This window comes from Mesorhizobium sp. WSM4935 (assembly GCF_029625735.1).
Classification (GTDB): domain Bacteria; phylum Pseudomonadota; class Alphaproteobacteria; order Rhizobiales; family Rhizobiaceae; genus Mesorhizobium.
In genome coordinates, this window is record NZ_JARTVR010000002.1 from 205,942 (window position 1) to 223,126 (window position 17,185).

At 64.6% G+C, this 17,185-nt stretch carries 16 protein-coding genes and 2 tRNA genes; 15 read left to right on the forward strand and 3 right to left on the reverse strand.

Features of this window, described 5'->3' with window-relative positions; translation table 11 throughout:
- Positions 1 to 4 precede the first annotated feature (4 nt).
- Positions 5 to 955, reverse strand: a complete 951-nt coding sequence (locus P9273_RS05280) for an AEC family transporter (RefSeq protein WP_278047951.1) — start codon at positions 953 to 955, stop codon at positions 5 to 7.
- 154 nt (positions 956 to 1,109) lie between these two features.
- Between P9273_RS05280 and P9273_RS05285 the strand changes: the two genes are divergently transcribed.
- The 9 genes from P9273_RS05285 to P9273_RS05325 all read left to right on the forward strand — a co-directional run bounded on the left by P9273_RS05285 (position 1,110) and on the right by P9273_RS05325 (position 8,616).
- Positions 1,110 to 1,658 (forward strand): histidine phosphatase family protein, encoded by a 549-nt coding sequence (locus P9273_RS05285; protein ID WP_278047952.1) that lies wholly within the window; start codon positions 1,110 to 1,112, stop codon positions 1,656 to 1,658.
- Positions 1,659 to 1,870: 212 nt separating this feature from the next.
- Positions 1,871 to 1,944: transfer RNA gene (locus tag P9273_RS05290), tRNA-OTHER, on the forward strand.
- Positions 1,945 to 1,946: 2 nt separating this feature from the next.
- Positions 1,947 to 2,015, forward strand: a tRNA-Lys gene (locus P9273_RS05295).
- A gap of 342 nt (positions 2,016 to 2,357) precedes the next feature.
- On the forward strand, positions 2,358 to 3,500 hold the full coding sequence (locus P9273_RS05300) for a slipin family protein (protein ID WP_278047953.1): 1,143 nt from the start codon (positions 2,358 to 2,360) through the stop codon (positions 3,498 to 3,500).
- Between the two features lie 182 nt (positions 3,501 to 3,682).
- Positions 3,683 to 3,964 carry an acyl carrier protein gene (locus P9273_RS05305; protein WP_040981809.1) on the forward strand — a complete coding sequence of 94 codons (282 nt, stop codon included), beginning with the start codon at positions 3,683 to 3,685 and terminating at the stop codon, positions 3,962 to 3,964.
- A 33-nt stretch (positions 3,965 to 3,997) separates the two neighbouring features.
- Positions 3,998 to 5,188 carry a beta-ketoacyl-ACP synthase gene (locus P9273_RS05310; RefSeq protein WP_278047954.1) on the forward strand — a complete coding sequence of 397 codons (1,191 nt, stop codon included), beginning with the start codon at positions 3,998 to 4,000 and terminating at the stop codon, positions 5,186 to 5,188.
- 76 nt (positions 5,189 to 5,264) lie between these two features.
- Positions 5,265 to 6,536: a beta-ketoacyl-ACP synthase gene (locus P9273_RS05315; RefSeq protein WP_278047955.1), complete on the forward strand. Its 1,272-nt coding sequence runs from the start codon at positions 5,265 to 5,267 to the stop codon at positions 6,534 to 6,536.
- Positions 6,537 to 6,574: 38 nt separating this feature from the next.
- Positions 6,575 to 7,603 (forward strand): zinc-binding dehydrogenase, encoded by a 1,029-nt coding sequence (locus P9273_RS05320; protein ID WP_278047956.1) that lies wholly within the window; start codon positions 6,575 to 6,577, stop codon positions 7,601 to 7,603.
- Between the two features lie 20 nt (positions 7,604 to 7,623).
- Complete coding sequence (locus P9273_RS05325; RefSeq protein ID WP_278047957.1) at positions 7,624 to 8,616, forward strand: lipid A biosynthesis lauroyl acyltransferase; 993 nt, start codon at positions 7,624 to 7,626, stop codon at positions 8,614 to 8,616.
- Positions 8,617 to 8,639: 23 nt separating this feature from the next.
- Here the strand turns inward: P9273_RS05325 and P9273_RS05330 are convergent, their stop codons facing one another.
- Positions 8,640 to 9,071 carry a L,D-transpeptidase gene (locus P9273_RS05330; RefSeq protein WP_041004018.1) on the reverse strand — a complete coding sequence of 144 codons (432 nt, stop codon included), beginning with the start codon at positions 9,069 to 9,071 and terminating at the stop codon, positions 8,640 to 8,642.
- A gap of 259 nt (positions 9,072 to 9,330) precedes the next feature.
- On the opposite strand from P9273_RS05330, the gene P9273_RS05335 reads away from it, so the two are divergent.
- The 5 genes from P9273_RS05335 to P9273_RS05355 all read left to right on the forward strand — a co-directional run bounded on the left by P9273_RS05335 (position 9,331) and on the right by P9273_RS05355 (position 15,667).
- Entirely contained in the window at positions 9,331 to 10,608 is a 1,278-nt protein-coding gene (locus P9273_RS05335; RefSeq protein WP_278047958.1) for an acetylornithine deacetylase/succinyl-diaminopimelate desuccinylase family protein, read from the forward strand.
- A gap of 115 nt (positions 10,609 to 10,723) precedes the next feature.
- Entirely contained in the window at positions 10,724 to 12,205 is a 1,482-nt protein-coding gene (locus P9273_RS05340; protein ID WP_278047959.1) for an ABC transporter substrate-binding protein, read from the forward strand.
- 29 nt (positions 12,206 to 12,234) lie between these two features.
- Positions 12,235 to 13,182 carry an ABC transporter permease gene (locus P9273_RS05345; protein ID WP_278047960.1) on the forward strand — a complete coding sequence of 316 codons (948 nt, stop codon included), beginning with the start codon at positions 12,235 to 12,237 and terminating at the stop codon, positions 13,180 to 13,182.
- The gene (locus P9273_RS05350; RefSeq protein ID WP_278047961.1) at positions 13,179 to 14,048 is read left to right on the forward strand and encodes an ABC transporter permease; all 870 of its coding nucleotides are present in this window, start codon (positions 13,179 to 13,181) and stop codon (positions 14,046 to 14,048) included. The genes P9273_RS05345 and P9273_RS05350 overlap by 4 nt, the downstream gene beginning before the upstream one ends.
- Positions 14,045 to 15,667: an ABC transporter ATP-binding protein gene (locus tag P9273_RS05355; RefSeq protein WP_278047962.1), complete on the forward strand. Its 1,623-nt coding sequence runs from the start codon at positions 14,045 to 14,047 to the stop codon at positions 15,665 to 15,667. Before P9273_RS05350 ends, P9273_RS05355 begins: the two co-directional genes overlap by 4 nt.
- Before the next feature lie 69 nt (positions 15,668 to 15,736).
- On the opposite strand, the gene P9273_RS05360 is transcribed toward P9273_RS05355, so the two are convergent.
- On the reverse strand, positions 15,737 to 16,168 hold the full coding sequence (locus P9273_RS05360; RefSeq protein WP_041004343.1) for a TerB family tellurite resistance protein: 432 nt from the start codon (positions 16,166 to 16,168) through the stop codon (positions 15,737 to 15,739).
- Between the two features lie 200 nt (positions 16,169 to 16,368).
- Here P9273_RS05360 and P9273_RS05365 point away from each other — a divergent pair, with 200 nt between their 5' ends.
- Complete coding sequence (locus P9273_RS05365; RefSeq protein ID WP_278047963.1) at positions 16,369 to 17,154, forward strand: TSUP family transporter; 786 nt, start codon at positions 16,369 to 16,371, stop codon at positions 17,152 to 17,154.
- Positions 17,155 to 17,185 lie beyond the last annotated feature (31 nt).

Genomic DNA, 17,185 nt, shown 5'->3' on the forward strand with positions numbered 1-17,185 from the left:
GCCTCTATCCGAAGACGTGGATGACCACGGTCAGCCAGAACGACGTGGTCACCACCGCGCTTGCGGTGGCAAGCGTCATCTGGTTCGAGGCCAACGCCTGGCCGGTGTTGAACTGGACGGCGATCAGATAGGAATTGATGCCCGAAGGGAGCGCTGCCACCACCACCGCAACCTTGGCCGTCAGCGGCGGCAGGCCGAGCAGCCAGACGAAGGCGAGAACCAGCGCCGGCATCAGGAACAGCTTCAGCGCCGACAGCGCCAGCGCCGGCCTGATATTGCCGGAGATGCCGAAGCGGCGCAGGCTGAGCCCCATCGCGAACAGCGCCACCGGTCCGGCGGTATCGGCAAGCGTGTCGACCAGCCGCTCGACGAGGTCCGGCATCGGCGCGCCGGTGAGGCGCCAGGCGAGCCCCGCCAGGATGCCGATGATCAGCGGATTGATGAACAGCCGTCTGAGAAAGCTTTTGATCACGCGCAGCGGATGCACCGTCTCGTCGCTGCCGCGCCCGAACATCTCGAACAGCACGATCGAGGCCATCATCATGACCGGCAGGTGAATCGAGACCAGCAGCGACAGCACCTCGAAGCCGTTGGCGCCGAAAATGCCCAGGATGAACGGCGCGCCGAGCAGGACGATATTGGAATAGGCCGAGGAAACGCCCCCGACGATGCCGGCGCGGGCGTCCCGGCCGAAGATGCGGGTAATCACCAGATGGCCCACGGCCCAGGTGATGGCGACGGCCGCAAAATAGGCGGCCCACAGCGACCAAGGCGTGACGCCGTGGAAATCCGACTTGACCATGGTCTGGAACAAAAGCAGCGGCATCGCCACGTTGACGGCGAACTCGGAAATGCCCTCCCCGCTCGCCGGCTTCAGATAGAAGGTGAGCCCGGCCAGATAGCCGAGCGCCACAAGGCTGAAGACGAAGAGGACGGTTTCTGTGAGCGGAGTCATTTTGCGGGCGGAGACATCTTTCCCGTGATAGGCGAGGCCCAACCGCGGTGCAATCGGCGGCGCGCCGGCGCCTCCGCTTGTTTTCCGGACGGCTTTGCGGTCCCTATATGCCAATCACGGCCTTGGTCTCGCCCGGGCCGCCATGGGACTTCCGATGCTGCGACTTGTTCTGGCGCTTTTTCTCCTGGCTGTTCCGAGCCTTGCCCATGCGACCGATGCCGGCTGGGCACTGCTGCGCGACGGCGGCCATGTCGTGCTGCTTCGCCACGCCTTCGTCACCGGGGCGACGGACCCGGCGAATTTCGACATCGGCAATTGCGCCACCCAGCTCAATCTGTCCGAGCGCGGCAAGCAGCAGGCAAGCCGCATCGGCGCGCTGTTCGCGGCGCGCGCGGCGCCGATCGATCATGTGCTGTCCAGCCGCTACTGCCGCTGCCTCGACACCGCTCGCATCGCTTTCGAATCCGAGCCGCAGCCCTTCGCGCCGCTCGACCTGCTCAAGACCGACCCAGCGGAAAAGGCCGCGCAAATGGAAGCGGTGATGAAGGAGATCCGTGGTTATTCCGGCTCCGACAACCTGGTGCTGGTCACGCATCTGGAAAATATCGAGGCGCTCACCGGCGTGGCGCCGCGCGAGGGCGAGGCCGTGGTCGTGGCGCCGGACGGCGACGGCCTCAAGGTGTTGGGGCGCGTAACTTTCTAACGCATCGCGCCGGCCAGTGTTGCTGAAATACCACTCCGGTAAGAAGCCGCAAATTCGCCGCGACAATGCCGCTTGCGACAACCCGTCGCAGGGTCTATAGGCGCGCTCCCGGTCACGAAAACCGAAGCGAGCACAACGGTTGGAGCTTACGCCTCCGCCCGCGCAGCCGGCTTTGCCGCGCTGTGTACGGTGCCGTTTCGGGTGTTGGGATCGCCGATGTAGCTCAGAGGTAGAGCGCCGGATTTGGGTCCGGAGGTCAGGGGTTCGAGTCCCTTCATCAGCACCACGGATAGCTCAGTTGGGTAGAGCATCAGACTTTTAATCTGACGGTCGAAGGTTCGAATCCTTCTCCACTGGCCTGTTAAGCCATCCAAAAACGGTCCGGGGACCGGAATGCGAGGACTTCACGGATGGCGGGCTCCGGCCTCGCCGGACGGCGATGTCCTGCGCCATCGGCTCGCGGCCAGGCCCGCGGTGACGATCAAGGCGCGGCAGTGCCGGCAAGGAAGGCTTCGGCCTTCGGCGCCCGCTTTGCCGCCCCGCGATCCGCTCCCGAAGGCCCGCCGTGGTGGATGCCACCGGTCCCCGGATCATTCGTGCCCGGAACTGTGAAGAGACGACGTGAACCGAGAAACGAAAAGGATGATCGACGCATGACGTGACGCCTCGCATGGGGCCATGCCCGACAGGAGTAAGACAATGAAGACCATTCTCGAAAAGCTTCTTGGACGCCAGCGCGTCCTCGTGAAGGAAAATGAACGTGCCGTCGCCCTCTACAAGGGCGAGATCCAGGCGGTCCTGATGCCGGGCGAACATTGGCTCGCCAACCGGCGCGGGAACCTGGAAATCTCCAGGCACGACCTGAAGAACCCGGAATTCGTTTCGGCTTACGAGAAGGCGTTGTTCGACAAGCTCCCGGATGTGGCCGCGCGTCATTTCACCGTCGTCCGCACCGGGCGTACCGACGTCGCCGTCGTCGAGCGCGACGGCGCCTTGCATGCCGTGCTCATCCCGGATCGCAAGCTTGTGCTGTGGACGGATGCCGGCCCGTGGAAGGTGACGTCCGTCGACACGGCGGCCGATCTCGCCGTCGATCCGGCCTTGATGCGCCGGATCGGCCAGGCTCGCAAGACGGAGCACGTGTTCCTCTATCCGGTCGTGGACGGCCAGGTCGGGTTGCTGTTCGTGGATGGCGTCTACACCCGCACGCTTGCCGCGGGCGTGCACGCCTTCTGGAATGTCGGCCGCATGATCCAGGTGAAGGTCGTCGACATCAAGCGCCAGTCGCTCGATGTCGCCGGGCAGGAGGTGCTGACCAAGGATCGCGTGACGATCCGCGTCAACATCGCCGCCGAGTACCGGGTCGTCGATCCGGTGACGGCGGTGAGCGCGGTGAAGGACTTCCCGGAAGCCCTCTACCGTGCCCTGCAGTACGCCTTCCGCAAGACGCTTGGCGCGCTCACGCTCGACCAGATCCTCGACAAGAAGGTCACGGTCGACGAGGACGCGGCGGCCAAGGTGCGCGACGACATGGCCGCGATCGGCGTCGAAGTCAGCGATATTGCTCTCAAGGATGTGATCCTGCCGGGCGATATGCGCGAGATTCTCAACCAGGTGGTTTCGGCCGAGAAGCAGGCCGAGGCCAACGTCATCCGCCGCCGCGAGGAGACGAACGCCACGCGTTCGCTGCTCAACACGGCCAAGGTGATGGCCGAGAACCCGGTGATGCTGCGGCTGAAGGAGCTCGAGGCTCTCGAAGCCATCGCCGGCAAGGTCGAGCGGCTCACCGTCCACAACGGGACGGGCGGGCTGCTCAACGATCTGGTCAAGCTCCGCGAATAGCAGACTTGACGCGGCGTAAAATCGGAAGGGCCTCCGGTTCGACCGGCGGCCCTTCTTGCCTTTCCGCAACCCTCTACCCATTTCCCCCCGGCGCATCAGGCCTTTTCCTGCCGGGAAAAACCGATTAGACAGCGCCCAAACAAGATGCGGACAGATTCCGCCCGCAACCGAAGGAAGAGCCCTTGTCCACCACGTTCGAGAAAGTCGCCAAGATCATTGCCGACACCAGCGAGATCGACATCGACACCATCACGCCCGAGAGCCACACGATCGACGATCTCGGCATCGACAGCCTCGATTTCCTCGACATCGTCTTCGCCATCGACAAGGAATTCGGCATCAAGGTGCCGCTCGAAAAGTGGACGCAGGAAGTCAACGACGGCAAGGCTTCGACCGACGATTATTTCGTCATGAAGAACCTGTGCGCCAAGATCGACGCGCTCGTCGCGGCCAAGAACGCCTGATGTGGCGCTCGCCTGCTTGATCCACGGCCGTCCATGAGCAGCCCGCACGACGTCGTCATCACCGGCATAGGCCTTGTCTCTTCATTGGGAGAAGGCCCCGACGCGCACTGGCAAAAGCTGACGCAGCCTGGTTTCCAGCCGGTGCTCGATGCGGCGCGCTTCGCGCCTTATACGATCCATCCCCTGCCCGAGATCGACTGGAACCTGCAGATCGCCAAGCGCGGCGACCAGCGCCAGATGGAAACCTGGCAGCGGCTCGGTACCTACGCGGCCGGCCTGGCGCTGGACGACGCCGGCATCAAGGGCAATGACGAGCTTTGCACCACCATGGACATGGTGGTGGCGGCCGGCGGCGGCGAGCGCGACGAAGCCGTCGATGCCGCGATCCTTGCAGCCTCCGAGAGCCGCAACGACCGCGACGTGCTGCTCAACGAGAAGCTGACCACCGAACTGCGGCCGACTTTGTTCCTTGCCCAGCTCTCGAACCTGCTCGCCGGCAACATCTCGATCGTCCACAAGGTCACCGGTTCCTCCCGCACCTTCATGGGTGAGGAAGGCGCCGGCGTCGCGGCCGTCGAGATTGCGGCCGCGCGCATCCGCTCCGGGCAATCGACCCATGTTCTGGTCGGCGGCGCGTTCCAGACAGAACATTCCGACATGCTGCTCGGCTACGAGCTTGCCGGCTACCTGCATCGCGGCCCGTGGAAGCCGGTCTGGCAACGCCAGGGGGCGGAAGGCGGCGGTGTGGTGACGGGCTCCGGCGGCGCCTTCCTGGTGCTGGAACAGCGCGAGCACGCAAAAAACCGCGGCCGCAAGATCTACGCCGAACTTGGCCCCGTCGTCTCCGGCCGCGCCAGGCGCCGGCAAGGCGAGTTGAATTCAGAGATCGCCGCGCTGTTGAAGCAGGCCCACCTTCCCGATGGTGACCTGCTGACGATTTCCGCCGCCTCCGGCGCCCACGCCGCCACAGCGGCCGAAAAAGCGGCGCTCGACGCCAACCCGGCCTTGGCCGTGCGCGCCTTCTCGACGCTGACCGGCCATATGAAGGAAGCGCAGTTCCCCTTCGCCGTGGCGCTCGCGGCGCTCGCCGTCGACCGCAAGGCTCCCTACCCTGCCTTCGATGCAACAGTGGAGCGCCCATTCGAAGGCGCCCCCAATTCCGTTCTTGCAACCGCGATTGGCTATCACCAATTCGAGGGCCTGGGGCTGGTCAAAGCCGTTTAGATCGGTTTTCCGCAATTCCGGACGGAAAACCGCTACACACTTTTCCTGGAATTGCTCGATAAGAGGCAGACAAAGCATGGCCAATCTTCGCGATCACATGGGAAGGCCGATCGTCGCCGTTACCGGCATCGGCGTGGTGACCTCGCTTGGGGTCGGCAAGGCCGATAATTGGGCGGCGCTGACCTCGGGCAAATCCGGTATCCATCCGATCACCCGCTTTCCCGTCGATCAACTCAACACCCGCATTTCCGGCATGGTCGACTTCCTGCCCTCGAGTTCGAAGGGCGCCAGCCACCTCACTTACGAGCTGGCCGAGACCGCGGCCCAGGAGGCCGTCTCTGAAGCAGGCCTCGATTCCGGGGATTTCGGCGGCCCGCTTTTCCTGGCCTCGCCGCCGGTCGAACTCGACTGGGCCGACCGTTTCTCGCTCTATAATTCCGACAAGCAGGAAGCAGGTGCCGAAAGGCTGCTGAGGGTGGCGCGCGGGCTGAAGGAGCTCGACGTCTTCGAGACCACCCAGTTCGGCTCGATCGCCGACCGGCTGGCCGATCGCTTCGGCACGCGTGGTCTGCCGATCACGCTCTCGACCGCCTGCGCCTCGGGCGCCACCGCCATCCAGCTCGGCGTCGAGGCGATCCGGCGCGGCGAGTGCGACAAGGCACTGTCGATCGGCGCCGACGGCTCGGCGACGGCCGAGGCGCTGATCCGCTTCTCGCTGCTCTCGGCGCTCTCCACCCACAACGACATCCCTGAGAAGGCCTCAAAGCCCTTCTCCAAGGACCGCGATGGCTTCGTGCTGGCCGAGGGTTCGGGCGCGCTGGTGTTGGAATCGCTGGAGGCGGCGCTTGCCCGCGGCGCGACGATCCTCGGCATCATGCGCGGCTGCGGCGAGAAGGCCGACGACTTTCACCGCACCCGCTCCAAGCCCGACGGCTCGCCGGCGATCGCGGCGGTGCGTGCCGCCCTTGCCGATGCGGGCCTTGGCGAAGACGAGATCGACTATGTCAACGCACATGGCACCTCGACGCCCGAGAACGACAAGATGGAGCATCTGTCTTTGTCCACCGTCTTCGGCGAGCGTATCGGCTCGATGCCGATCTCGTCGAACAAGTCGATGATCGGCCACACATTGTCCGCCGCCGGCGCGGTGGAGGCTGCCTTCTCGCTGATGACTATGCGCGAAAGCGTCATTCCGCCGACCATCAATTACGACAATCCCGATCCGGCTATTGTCCTCGACGTGGTGCCGAACAAGAAGCGCAACGCCGAGGTCGGCACGGTTTTGTCGAACTCCTTCGGCTTCGGCGGCCAGAACACCTGCCTTGTCATGGCGCGGGAACCGGTCTAAGCGGACGTTTTTCCGCGTCCACAATACCGACAGGCCCAATGCGCGCATTGCAACTTATCGAGGACCGCCGTCTCGAAACGGTGGACCTGCCGCCTCCCCCGCCGCCTTCGCTCGGCGAAGTGACGCTGCGCATCAAGGCGGTGGCGCTCAACCATATCGACGTCTGGGGCTGGCGCGGCATGGCGTTCGCCAAGCGCAAGCTGCCGCTGGTCGTCGGCGCCGAGGCCGCCGGCGAGGTCGAGGCGGTCGGCCCCGGCGTCTCCAACCTGCTGCCCGGACAGTTGGTCTCGATCTACGGCGCGCGCACCTGCGGACTGTGCCGCGCCTGCCGTGAAGGCCGCGACAATCTCTGCGAGCATGTCTCCGGCGTCCACGGTTTCCACCTCGACGGCTTCGCCCAGGAAAAGATCAACCTGCCGGCGCGCCTCCTGGTGCCCGCTCCCCCCGGCGTCACCGAGATCGGCGCCGCGGTCGCGCCAGTCACCTTCGGCACGGTCGAGCATATGCTGTTCGACAACGCCAGGCTGGAGCCCGGCGAAACCATCCTCGTCCATGCCGGCGGCTCCGGCATCGGCACGGCAGCGATCCAACTCGCCAAGAAGATGGGCTGCACGGTGATCACCACGGTCGGCTCCAACGACAAGATCGACAAGGCCAAGGCGCTCGGCGCCGACCACGTCATCAACTACCGCGAGGACCGTTTTGAAGGCGTCGTGCGCAAGCTGACCAAGAAGAAAGGCGTCGACGTCGTCTTCGAGCATGTCGGCGCCGATACATTCGCCGGCTCGATGCTGTCCTTGAAGCGCGGCGGCCGCCTCATCACCTGCGGCTCGACGTCCGGCGTGTCGACGCAGGTCAATTTGATGCAGCTCTTCCAGCAGCAGCTGAAGCTGCTCGGTTCCTTCGGCTGCCGCATGGAGAACATGGCCAATGCCATGCAGAAGATGGCCGCCGGTCTTGTCGCCCCCGTCATCGATACCGAGGTGGGTTTCGACGACATCGATGCCGCGCTGAAGCGCATGGAAGGCCGCGACGTCTTCGGCAAGATCATCCTGCGGGTTTCCTAAAGCAGTTCCGGGAAAGGCGGATGGTCGGCAACGCGCTCAGGAAAGCCCGCCGGGACTTCATGTTCCGCTACGGCCGGCGGCTGCGCCAGATGGAGCACTGGCTGGTCGCCAAGCTCGCCATCGTATTGCTTTCGCTGCTGCGCCTGTTGCCGCCCGACAGTGCGCTCAACTTCGCCGATCGCACCGCCCGCCGGGTCGGTCCGCTGGTCGGGCGCCACCGCGTGGCGGTCAACAATCTGCGCTTTGCCTATCCGCAAAAGAGCGATGCCGAGATCGAAGCCATCGCGCGCGACATGTGGGGCAATATGGCCCGCCTCGCGGCCGAATATATTTTCCTCGACGCGCTCTTCGACTTCGATCCGGATGCTTCGAAGCCGGGACGGATCGAGGTGCGGGGCATCGAGCATTTCGTCGAGATCGCCGGCGAGAAGAAGCCGCATATCCTGTTCACCGGCCATCTCGGCAATTTCGAGCTGCTGCCGGTGGCCGCCGCCACATTCGGCATGAACATCACCGCGCTGTTCCGCCCGCCGAACAACCCTTATCTCGCCGACTACATCCACTCGACGCGCCGCTCCTCTATGGGCGCGCTGTTGCCCTCCGCCGCCGGAGCGTCTTTCGCCCTTGCCGCCATCCTGGAGAAAGGCGGCAATATCGGCGTTTTGGTCGATCAGAAATTCTCCGGTGGCGTGGAGACGACTTTCTTCGGCCGTCCATGCCAGACCAATCCGATGCTTGGCATGCTTGCCCGCCACTATGACTGCGATGTCTACCCGGCCCGCTGCATCAGGCTGCCGGGCAATCGCTTCCGGCTGGAAATCGAGGACAAGCTGGCCCTGCCGCGCACCGGCGACGGCAGCGTCGACGTCGATGCCGCCACCCAGCTTCTCACCGACGTGGTCGAGCGCTGGGTGCGCGAGGATCCTGGACAGTGGATGTGGTTCCACAAGCGCTGGGAAATCAGCGGCCGCCGCCGCAAGCGCGCAAAGGCAAAGGCGGCAGCCGGCCAGTAAAGGGCCTTTTGCCGCCCAGGAACTCAGTTGGCCACGACGATCCGCGTGTTGCCAAAGCCGGCTTCCTTGACCATCGCGTAGAAGGTCGCGGCATTGGCCGGATGCAGACGCACGCAGCCATGCGAGGCCGGACGGCCGAGATTTCTTACCGCCCCGGTGCCGTGAATGGCGTAACCGCCGTGGAAGAACACCGAATAGGGCATCGGCGAGTTGTCGTATTTGCGCGAATACCACATCCGGGTTGCCCATTGCGGCCGGTAGCTGCCACGCGGCGTGAAATAGCCCTTGCGCGCGGTCGACACGCTCCAGCGATAGACGACCTGGCCGTATTTGCTGACGGTCATGGTCTGTGTCGAGACGTCGATATTGGCGACCAGCGTGGCCGCCCGGCTTGCGACGGACATGCCGAACAACGCGGTTGCCAGCACGGTTGCCATGAGAACGAACTTTTTCATGCGATCAAACCCCTTTGATTGCCCCTGCCATCCACGCGGTTTTCCATCTTTTTGCCGGCAGATGCGTTAAGTACCACACACTCGTTGACGAATCCGCCAATCCGACGCGGTCAATTTGAACGATTTCCCGGTATAGGTGCCGACGTGAAACGCACCCTCTGAAGTTTAACCGGAGGCGTTGGGCCATGCCTGGATCGTCCTGTGGCAATGAGCGACTGCTTGCTTGCAAAAGTGCTGCGTTCCTTCTTCAATCCGCCGCATGAATGAACGACTTCTCAAGGCGGTCGAGGACCGGGCCGACGACCTCGTTGCGCTCACCGCGGACCTGATCCGCTTCCCGACCGTCAATCCGCCAGGCGAGGCCTACCGGCCCTGCGCCGAGTTTCTTGGCGCGCGCCTGAAGAAACGCGGCTTCGAAACCGAATTCATCCGTGCCGAGGGCGCGCCCGGCGACAGCGACCGTTATCCGCGCGTCAACGTCGTCGCCCGCTTCGATGGCCGCTCGCCCGGTCCCTGCGTGCATTTCAACTCGCATATCGACGTGGTCGAGGCCGGCGACGGCTGGACCGTCGATCCCTTTGCCGGCGTGGTGAAGGACGGCAGGGTCTATGGCCGCGGCGCCTGCGACATGAAAGGTGGTCTGGCCGCGTCGATCATCGCCGTCGAAGCCTTCATGCAGACCTATCCCGACTTTCCCGGCGCCATCGAGATATCGGGCACGGCGGACGAGGAGTCGGGCGGCTTCGGCGGCGTCGCCCATCTGGCCAGGCTCGGCTATTTCTCCAAGCCGAAGGTCGACCACGTCATCATCCCCGAGCCGTTGAACAAGGACCGCATCTGCCTTGGCCATCGCGGCGTCTGGTGGGCCGAGATCGAGACCAAAGGCGAGATCGCGCATGGCTCGATGCCCTTCCTCGGCGACAATGCGGTGCGCCACATGGGCGCCGTCCTGCAGGCCTTTGAGGACGAGCTGTTCCCGGCGCTCGGCCGCAAGATCACGCGCATGCCGGTGGTGCCGGAAGGCGCAAGGCGCTCGACCATGAACATCAATTCCATCCATGGCGGCCAGACCGAGGACTTCCGGCCGGGCCTCCCCTCGCCCAACGTGCCGGACTCCTGCCGGCTCACCATCGACCGGCGCTTCCTGCTCGAGGAGGACATCGCCACCGTCAAAGGCGAAGTCACCGGCATCCTGGAGCGGCTGAAACGCGAGCGCAAAAAATTCGACTACGAGATCCGCGACCTGATGGAGGTGCTGCCGCTGATGACCGAGCGCGACGCGCCGGTGGTGAAAGCCGTTGCCAAAGGTATCATGGAGGTGTTCGAGCGCGAGCCCGACTATGTGATCTCACCCGGCACCTACGACCAGAAGCATGTCGCGCGCATCGGCCATCTCTATGACTGCATTGCGTACGGTCCGGGCATTCTTGACCTCGCCCATCGACCCGACGAATGGGTCGGCATCGCCGACATGGTGGAATCGGCCAAGGTGATGGCGATCGGCCTCAATGTGCTCTTGCGCGGCACGATCGACTAATGGGTAAAAACATTCCGCCTGGCCCCGCCGGGCAGCACGAAACGCAATTTACTCGCGCGCGAAATCACGCTTCTATCCGCCAGCTTGAGCAGGTTTGAGCAATGGGAGTTCTGCGATGAAACTGTGGAAGACCATCCTGGCCGCGGCTGTGCTGTCGCTTGCCGCCGCCACGTCGGCCTTTGCCGCACGCACCGATCTCACGCTCGGCATCGTGCTCGAGCCGCCGCATCTCGATCCGACCGCGGGCGCGGCCGCAGCCATCGGCGAAGTCACCTATGCCAATGTCTTTGAAGGGCTGACGCGCATCGACGATAACGGTCAGGTTCAGCCAGGTCTCGCCGAGAACTGGACCGTCTCCGACGACGGCAAGGTCTACACGTTCAAGCTGCATTCCGGCGTGAAGTTCCACGATGGCTCGGCCTTCAGCGCCGACGACGTGAAATTCTCGCTGGACCGAGCGCGTGCCAAGGATTCGCTCAATCCGCAAAAGCAGCTCTTTGCGCACATCACCGATGTCACTGCGGTCGATCCGGCGACCGTCAAGGTCACTCTCGACGGGCCGCAGGGCAGTTTCCTCTACGACATGGGCCAGGTTGCGGCGGTGATCGTGGCGAAGGGGTCGGCCGACGGCAATAAGGACAAGCCGATCGGCACCGGTCCATTCAAGCTCGATCACTGGGCCAAAGGTTCCGAGATCACGCTCGTCAAGAACCCGGATTACTGGGGTACACCCGCCGCGCTCGACAAGGCGACATTCCGCATCGTGCCCGACGCCGCCGCGGCTGTTCCGGCATTGCTCTCGGGCGACATCCAGGCTTTCGCCAACATGCCCGCACAAGACGCGCTCGCGCAGCTCCAGTCCGATCCTCGCTTCAGTGTCGTGATCGGCTCGACCGAGGGCGAGACCATCCTGTCGATCAACAACAAGAAGCCGCCCTTCGACAAGCTCGCGGTGCGGCAGGCGCTCGCCTCGGCGATCGATCGCAGTGCCATCATCGCGGCCGCTTCGAACGGCCTTGGAAAGCCGATCGGCTCTCATTTCTCGCCGGGCGATGCGGGCTATGTCGATCTCACCGGCGTCTATCCGCACGACATCGCCAAGGCCAAGGGGTATCTGAAGGAAGCGGGGCTTGAGAACGGCTTCTCGGCCACAATCAAGCTGCCGCCCGTACCCTATGCACGCGACGGCGGCCAGGTCATTCAGTCCGAACTGAAGGACATCGGAGTCAATCTGCAGATCATCCCGGTCGAATGGGCGGAGTGGCTGAGCCAGGTCTTCACCAACAAGGACTACGACCTGACGATCGTTTCCCATGTCGAGCCAAACGACATCGATATCTATTCGCGGCCCGGCTACTATTTCCAGTATGACAATCCGAAGTTCAACGATGTCATCAAGGAGCTCGGCACCACGGTCGACAAGGACAAGAGGCTGAAGCTGCTGGGCGAGGCGCAGAAGATTCTCGCGCACGACGTGCCCGCCGTCTACCTGTTCGAGCTGCCCAAGATTGGCGTCTGGGACGCCAAGCTGCAGGGCATGTGGACGAACTGGCCGATCGAGGCTGACGATCTGACCAAGGTGAAGTGGACGGATTGAGACCGGCGCGATCGACCGATCGCTTCCCCATGACCGCCTATCTCCTGAAACGCATCATCATCGCGGCCCTCACCCTGGTGCTGGCCTCGATGGTCGTCTTCGCGGTCATGGAGATTCTGCCGGGAGATCCGGCGCGCCTGATGCTGGGCCTCAATGCCAGCGCCGACCAGGTTGAAATGTTGCGCAACCAGATGGGACTGAATGCTCCGCTGCTGCTGCGCTATCTCCACTGGGCGGGCGGCTTGCTCAGCCTCGATTTCGGCCGCTCCTACACCTATTCGGTGCCCGTCATCGACCTGGTGCGTGAACGCATTGCCGTTTCCCTGCCGCTGGCGCTGATCGCGCTGGCGCTCTCGACCATCATCGCCATTCCGGTCGGCGTGTTCTCGGCCAGCCGCCAGGGCCGCGCCGGCGACACGCTGGCGATGGGCGCCGCCCAGCTCGGCGTCGCCGTGCCGAATTTCTGGTTCGCGCTGATGCTGATCTATCTGTTTGCCGTCTGGCTGCACCTCGTTCCCGCCGGCGGCTTTCCGGGCTGGGGCGCCGGTATCTGGACAGCGCTGAAATCCCTGCTGTTGCCGGCCATCGCTCTCGCGCTGCCGCAGGCGGCGATCCTGGCGCGTGTCGCCCGCTCGGCGTTGATCGAGGTGCTGAACGAAGACTATATCCGCACCGCCCGTGCCAAGGGGCTGCCCTATCGCGCCGTGCTCTGGCGCCATGCGCTGCGCAACGCCATGATCCCCGTGCTCACCATTCTCGGCCTGCAATTCGCCTTCCTGCTTGCCGGCACCATCATCATCGAGAATGTCTTCTACTTGCCTGGCCTCGGCCGGCTGATCTTCCAGGCGATCACCCAGCGCGACCTGATCGTGGTCGAGAGCATCGTCATGCTGCTGGTCGCCGCCGTGATCCTGATCAACCTCGTCGTCGATTTGTCCTACGCCATCGTCGACCCGCGCCTCAGAGGCCGGCAATGACCATGCGCGTCGATCTGCCCGAGGAAACCCTTACCGGCGTGCTGGGCAAGGCCCTCGGCAACCGCTCCTTCCTGATCGGTCTGGCCATCACGCTGCTGATCGTGGCCGTGGCGCTGCTGTCCTTCGTCTGGACGCCCTACGACGTTACCAGGCTGGTGATCGCCGACAAGACGCAGGCACCCTCTTGGGCGCACTGGTTCGGCACCGACCATTTCGGCCGCGACATCCTGTCTATGATCATGGTCGGCGCCCGCAATTCGATCGCTGTGGCGCTTGTCGCCGTCGGCATCGGCATGGGCATCGGCGTGCCGCTCGGCGCTTTCGCCGCCGCGCGCGGCGGCATCGCCGACGAGGCGCTGATGCGCGTCAACGATCTGGTCTTCGCCTTTCCCGCGCTGCTCTCGGCGATCATGATCACCGCGATCTTCGGTCCGGGCGCCGTCAACGCCATCATCGCCATCGGCATCTTCAACATACCTGTCTTTGCGCGCGTCGCCCGCGCCGGCGCGCTCGCCATCTGGCCGCGCGAGTTCATCCTTGCCGCGCGCGCCGCCGGCAAGGGCATGACGCGCATCACCGTCGAGCATATCCTGCCCAACATCGCGACGCTGCTGCTCGTTCAGGGCACCATCCAGTTCGCGCTGGGCATCCTCGCCGAAGCCGCGCTTTCCTATGTCGGCCTCGGCGCCCAGCCGCCGATGCCGAGCTGGGGCCGCATGCTGTTCGATGCGCAGACGCGCATGGTGACCGCGCCCTGGATGGCGATTTTCCCCGGCATGGCGATCGTCATCACCGTGCTTGGGCTGAACCTGCTCGGCGACGGCATCGCCGACATCCTGGACCCGAAATCGCGGCGGCGCCGATGAGCCTGCTCGAGATCGAAAACCTGTCGCTGGCGATCGGCGCCGCACCGATCCTGAAAGACGTCGAGCTGACAGTCTCGCCCGGCGAGGTGGTCGGCCTTGTCGGCGAATCCGGCTCCGGTAAATCGATGACGGCGCTGACCATCATGCGGCTTTTGCCGCATCTGGCACGCGCCGGCGGACGCGTCACCTTCGACGGCATCGACATCCTCGGCGCGACCGAGGACCAGATGTGCGCCTTGCGCGGCGATGACATCGGCATGGTCTTCCAGGAGCCGATGACGGCGCTGAACCCGGTCAAGACAATCGGCGAACAGGTCGCCGAAGGCATACGCTGGCACACCCGAGCGGGCCGCGCCGATGCCGAGGAGCGCGCGCGAAAGATGCTCGACCGCGTCGGGCTGCCGGAGGCCAAATTCCCGCTGTCTCGCTACCCGCACGAACTGTCCGGCGGCCAGCGCCAGCGCGTCGTCATCGCCATCGCCTGCGCGCTGAAGCCCAAACTTCTGATCGCCGACGAGCCGACGACGGCGCTCGACGTGGTGCTGCAGGCGCAGATCCTCGATCTCCTGCGTGACTTGGTCAGCGAAAACCGCATGGGCCTTCTGCTCATCTCGCATGATCTTGCCGTGGTCACCGAGATGGCCGACCGCCTGACCATCCTGCGCCGTGGCGAGGTGACGGAAGCCGGCGACACCGCCCGTACGCTGTCGGAGCAACAACACCCCTACACGCGCGAGCTGGCGCTGGCCTCCATGCACGTGCCGGCGCGCCCGAAACCGCACCTTGCCGGCTCGGCAAAGCCGTTGCTCGAAGTCGAGGGCGTCGGCCGGGACTATCCGGGACGACGCATATCCCTGTTCCGGCCGGCGCAGCCGATCCGCGCCGTCGACGATGTCTCGCTCACCATAGAGCCTGCCCAGTCGGTGGCGCTCGTCGGACGCTCAGGCTGCGGCAAGTCCACACTCGCCCGCATGATCCTGGCGCTGGACAAGCCGACGGCCGGCACGATCCGCTTTCGCGGCGACGCCATCACGGGCAAGCCGGAATCGGCCCTGAGGCCGGCCCGGCGCGACATGCAGGTCGTGTTCCAGGACCCTTACGGCTCCTTCGACCCGCGCCAGAAGGTGGAGAAGCTGGTGGCCGAGCCGCTGCATCTTCTGGAAAAGCAGCCGGCACAGGCCGAGCGCCGCGAGATGGTCGCGCACGCGCTACACGAGGTCGGGCTCGGCCCACGCGACATGGACAAATTTCCGCATGAATTCTCGGGCGGCCAGCGCCAGCGCCTGTCGATCGCCCGCGCCATCATCACCCGCCCAAAGCTGGTGGTCGCCGACGAGCCGGTCTCGGCGCTGGATGTCTCGATCCGCGCCCAGATCCTCGACCTTTTCGCCGAGCTCAACCAGAAGCTCGGCATCGCCTACCTCTTCATCACCCATGACCTGACGGTCGCCCGCGCCATGGCGGACGAAGTGCTGGTCATGCATGAAGGCAAGATCGTCGAGCGCGGCCGCGCCGCGGAGGTTCTGGACCATCCGCGCTCGGAAGCGGCGCAGGCGCTGGTCGCCGCGGCGCCCGACCTTCACCGCGCCATCGCACGCAAAATGCAGGAACAGGGGTGAGCCGGCGTATTTGCTGACGCAATTTCGGACGGAAGGCTACGGCGAAGTCACACTGTTCCTGGAATTGCTTCAGCTCTCCGGCTTCACCAGATCGACGGGGCTGATATCGAGCAGGTCGAGCGTGCGGCGCAACAGCTTCACTTCGCTCTCCGCCAGCCTGGCGTCGGCCTTGGCGATCTCGGCCATGTGGCGCGCAAGCAGTTTCCGGCGCTCGACATCGAGGTCGCGGAACAGCGCGATCGCCTGCGAGCCGTTGGTCTCGTAGCCGTAGTCGTTCAGGTATTCGATGACGCTGTCGATGCTGCTTTCCGGAATGCCGAAGGCTTCCTTGCAGATGCGCCGAAAAACGACCATCTCGCTCTCCGAGACCGAACCGTCGGCCAGGATCATGCGGAACAGCATCAAGAGTTCCGCCGACAGCACCGGATCGTCCGCGACCTTGCGAACGCCCGGGTCACCGTCGAAGATCGAACGTATCTGGTCGAGCAGCACCATCGCCACCAAGCTCCCTTTGCGACTCCGTCGAGATTGTTAGAGCAATTCCACGAACAGTGTGAAGCGGTTTTCCGTCCGGAATTGCGCCAAAGCAAGGAACAGAGCGGTTCGGCCTGGAACAGCGAACCGATCTGGTGCGGAATCGCTCTTGCGCAAACGGGGCGAGCGTGATGGAAGCTGCTGCTCCCTTCCGGCGCCTTTCTCCGATGATCGACCTGACCCTGCAGACCGTCCTCATCCTCATCGCCGCTGCCTTTGCCGCCGGCTTCGTCGACTCGATTGCCGGCGGCGGCGGGCTGATCACGATCCCGGCGCTGCTGCTCGCCGGTTTTTCGCCGGTCGCAGCCCTTGGCACCAACAAATTGCAGGGCATGTTCGGTTCCGGTTCGGCCACCATCCATTATGCCGCCAACGGCCAGGTCGACCTGCGCCGGCAGCTGCCATCGGCGCTGCTGGCGCTTGGCGGCGGCGCGGTCGGCGCGCTTTTGGCGACCGTGGTCCCCGGCGATTTCCTGCGCGCCATCCTGCCGCTGCTCCTGATCGCCATCGCACTCTACTTCGCGCTTAAGCCGCATATGGATGATGTCGACCGCGCCGAACGGCTGTCGCCTTTCCTGTTCGGGCTGATCATCCCGCCGCTTGTCGGCTTCTATGACGGCGTCTTCGGCCCCGGCGCCGGCTCCTTCTACATGCTCGCCTTCGTCACCCTCGCCGGCTACGGCGTGCTCAAGGCCACGGCGCACACCAAGCTGCTCAACTTCGCTTCCAACATCGGCGGCTTCGTCGTCTTCGCCGCCGTCGGCGTCATCGACTGGAAGATCGGCCTAATGATGGGCGTGGCGCAGTTCATCGGCGCCCGCGTCGGCGCGAGCCTGGCCATCCGCATCGGCGCGAGGCTGATCAAGCCGCTGCTGGTGGTGGTCTGCCTGGCGCTGGCGATCAAGCTACTAGCCGACCCCGCCAATCCGCTGCGCCAGCTCATTGGTGCGTGAGGCGGCTGCTGGTACAATTCCAGCGTTGCGA

Bases quoted from the DNA above. Each gene is read 5' to 3' on its own strand.
- P9273_RS05365 (WP_278047963.1), top strand. From the start codon at position 16,369: ATGATCGACCTGACCCTGCAGACCGTCCTCATCCTCATCGCCGCTGCC.
- P9273_RS05310 (WP_278047954.1), top strand. From the start codon at position 3,998: ATGAGCAGCCCGCACGACGTCGTCATCACCGGCATAGGCCTTGTCTCT.
- P9273_RS05335 (WP_278047958.1), top strand. From the start codon at position 9,331: ATGAATGAACGACTTCTCAAGGCGGTCGAGGACCGGGCCGACGACCTC.
- P9273_RS05340 (WP_278047959.1), top strand. From the start codon at position 10,724: ATGAAACTGTGGAAGACCATCCTGGCCGCGGCTGTGCTGTCGCTTGCC.
- P9273_RS05285 (WP_278047952.1), top strand. From the start codon at position 1,110: ATGCTGCGACTTGTTCTGGCGCTTTTTCTCCTGGCTGTTCCGAGCCTT.
- P9273_RS05325 (WP_278047957.1), top strand. From the start codon at position 7,624: ATGGTCGGCAACGCGCTCAGGAAAGCCCGCCGGGACTTCATGTTCCGC.
- P9273_RS05350 (WP_278047961.1), top strand. From the start codon at position 13,179: ATGACCATGCGCGTCGATCTGCCCGAGGAAACCCTTACCGGCGTGCTG.
- P9273_RS05345 (WP_278047960.1), top strand. From the start codon at position 12,235: ATGACCGCCTATCTCCTGAAACGCATCATCATCGCGGCCCTCACCCTG.
- P9273_RS05330 (WP_041004018.1), bottom strand. From the start codon at position 9,071: ATGAAAAAGTTCGTTCTCATGGCAACCGTGCTGGCAACCGCGTTGTTC.
- P9273_RS05300 (WP_278047953.1), top strand. From the start codon at position 2,358: ATGAAGACCATTCTCGAAAAGCTTCTTGGACGCCAGCGCGTCCTCGTG.
- P9273_RS05355 (WP_278047962.1), top strand. From the start codon at position 14,045: ATGAGCCTGCTCGAGATCGAAAACCTGTCGCTGGCGATCGGCGCCGCA.
- P9273_RS05320 (WP_278047956.1), top strand. From the start codon at position 6,575: ATGCGCGCATTGCAACTTATCGAGGACCGCCGTCTCGAAACGGTGGAC.
- P9273_RS05280 (WP_278047951.1), bottom strand. From the start codon at position 955: ATGACTCCGCTCACAGAAACCGTCCTCTTCGTCTTCAGCCTTGTGGCG.
- P9273_RS05315 (WP_278047955.1), top strand. From the start codon at position 5,265: ATGGCCAATCTTCGCGATCACATGGGAAGGCCGATCGTCGCCGTTACC.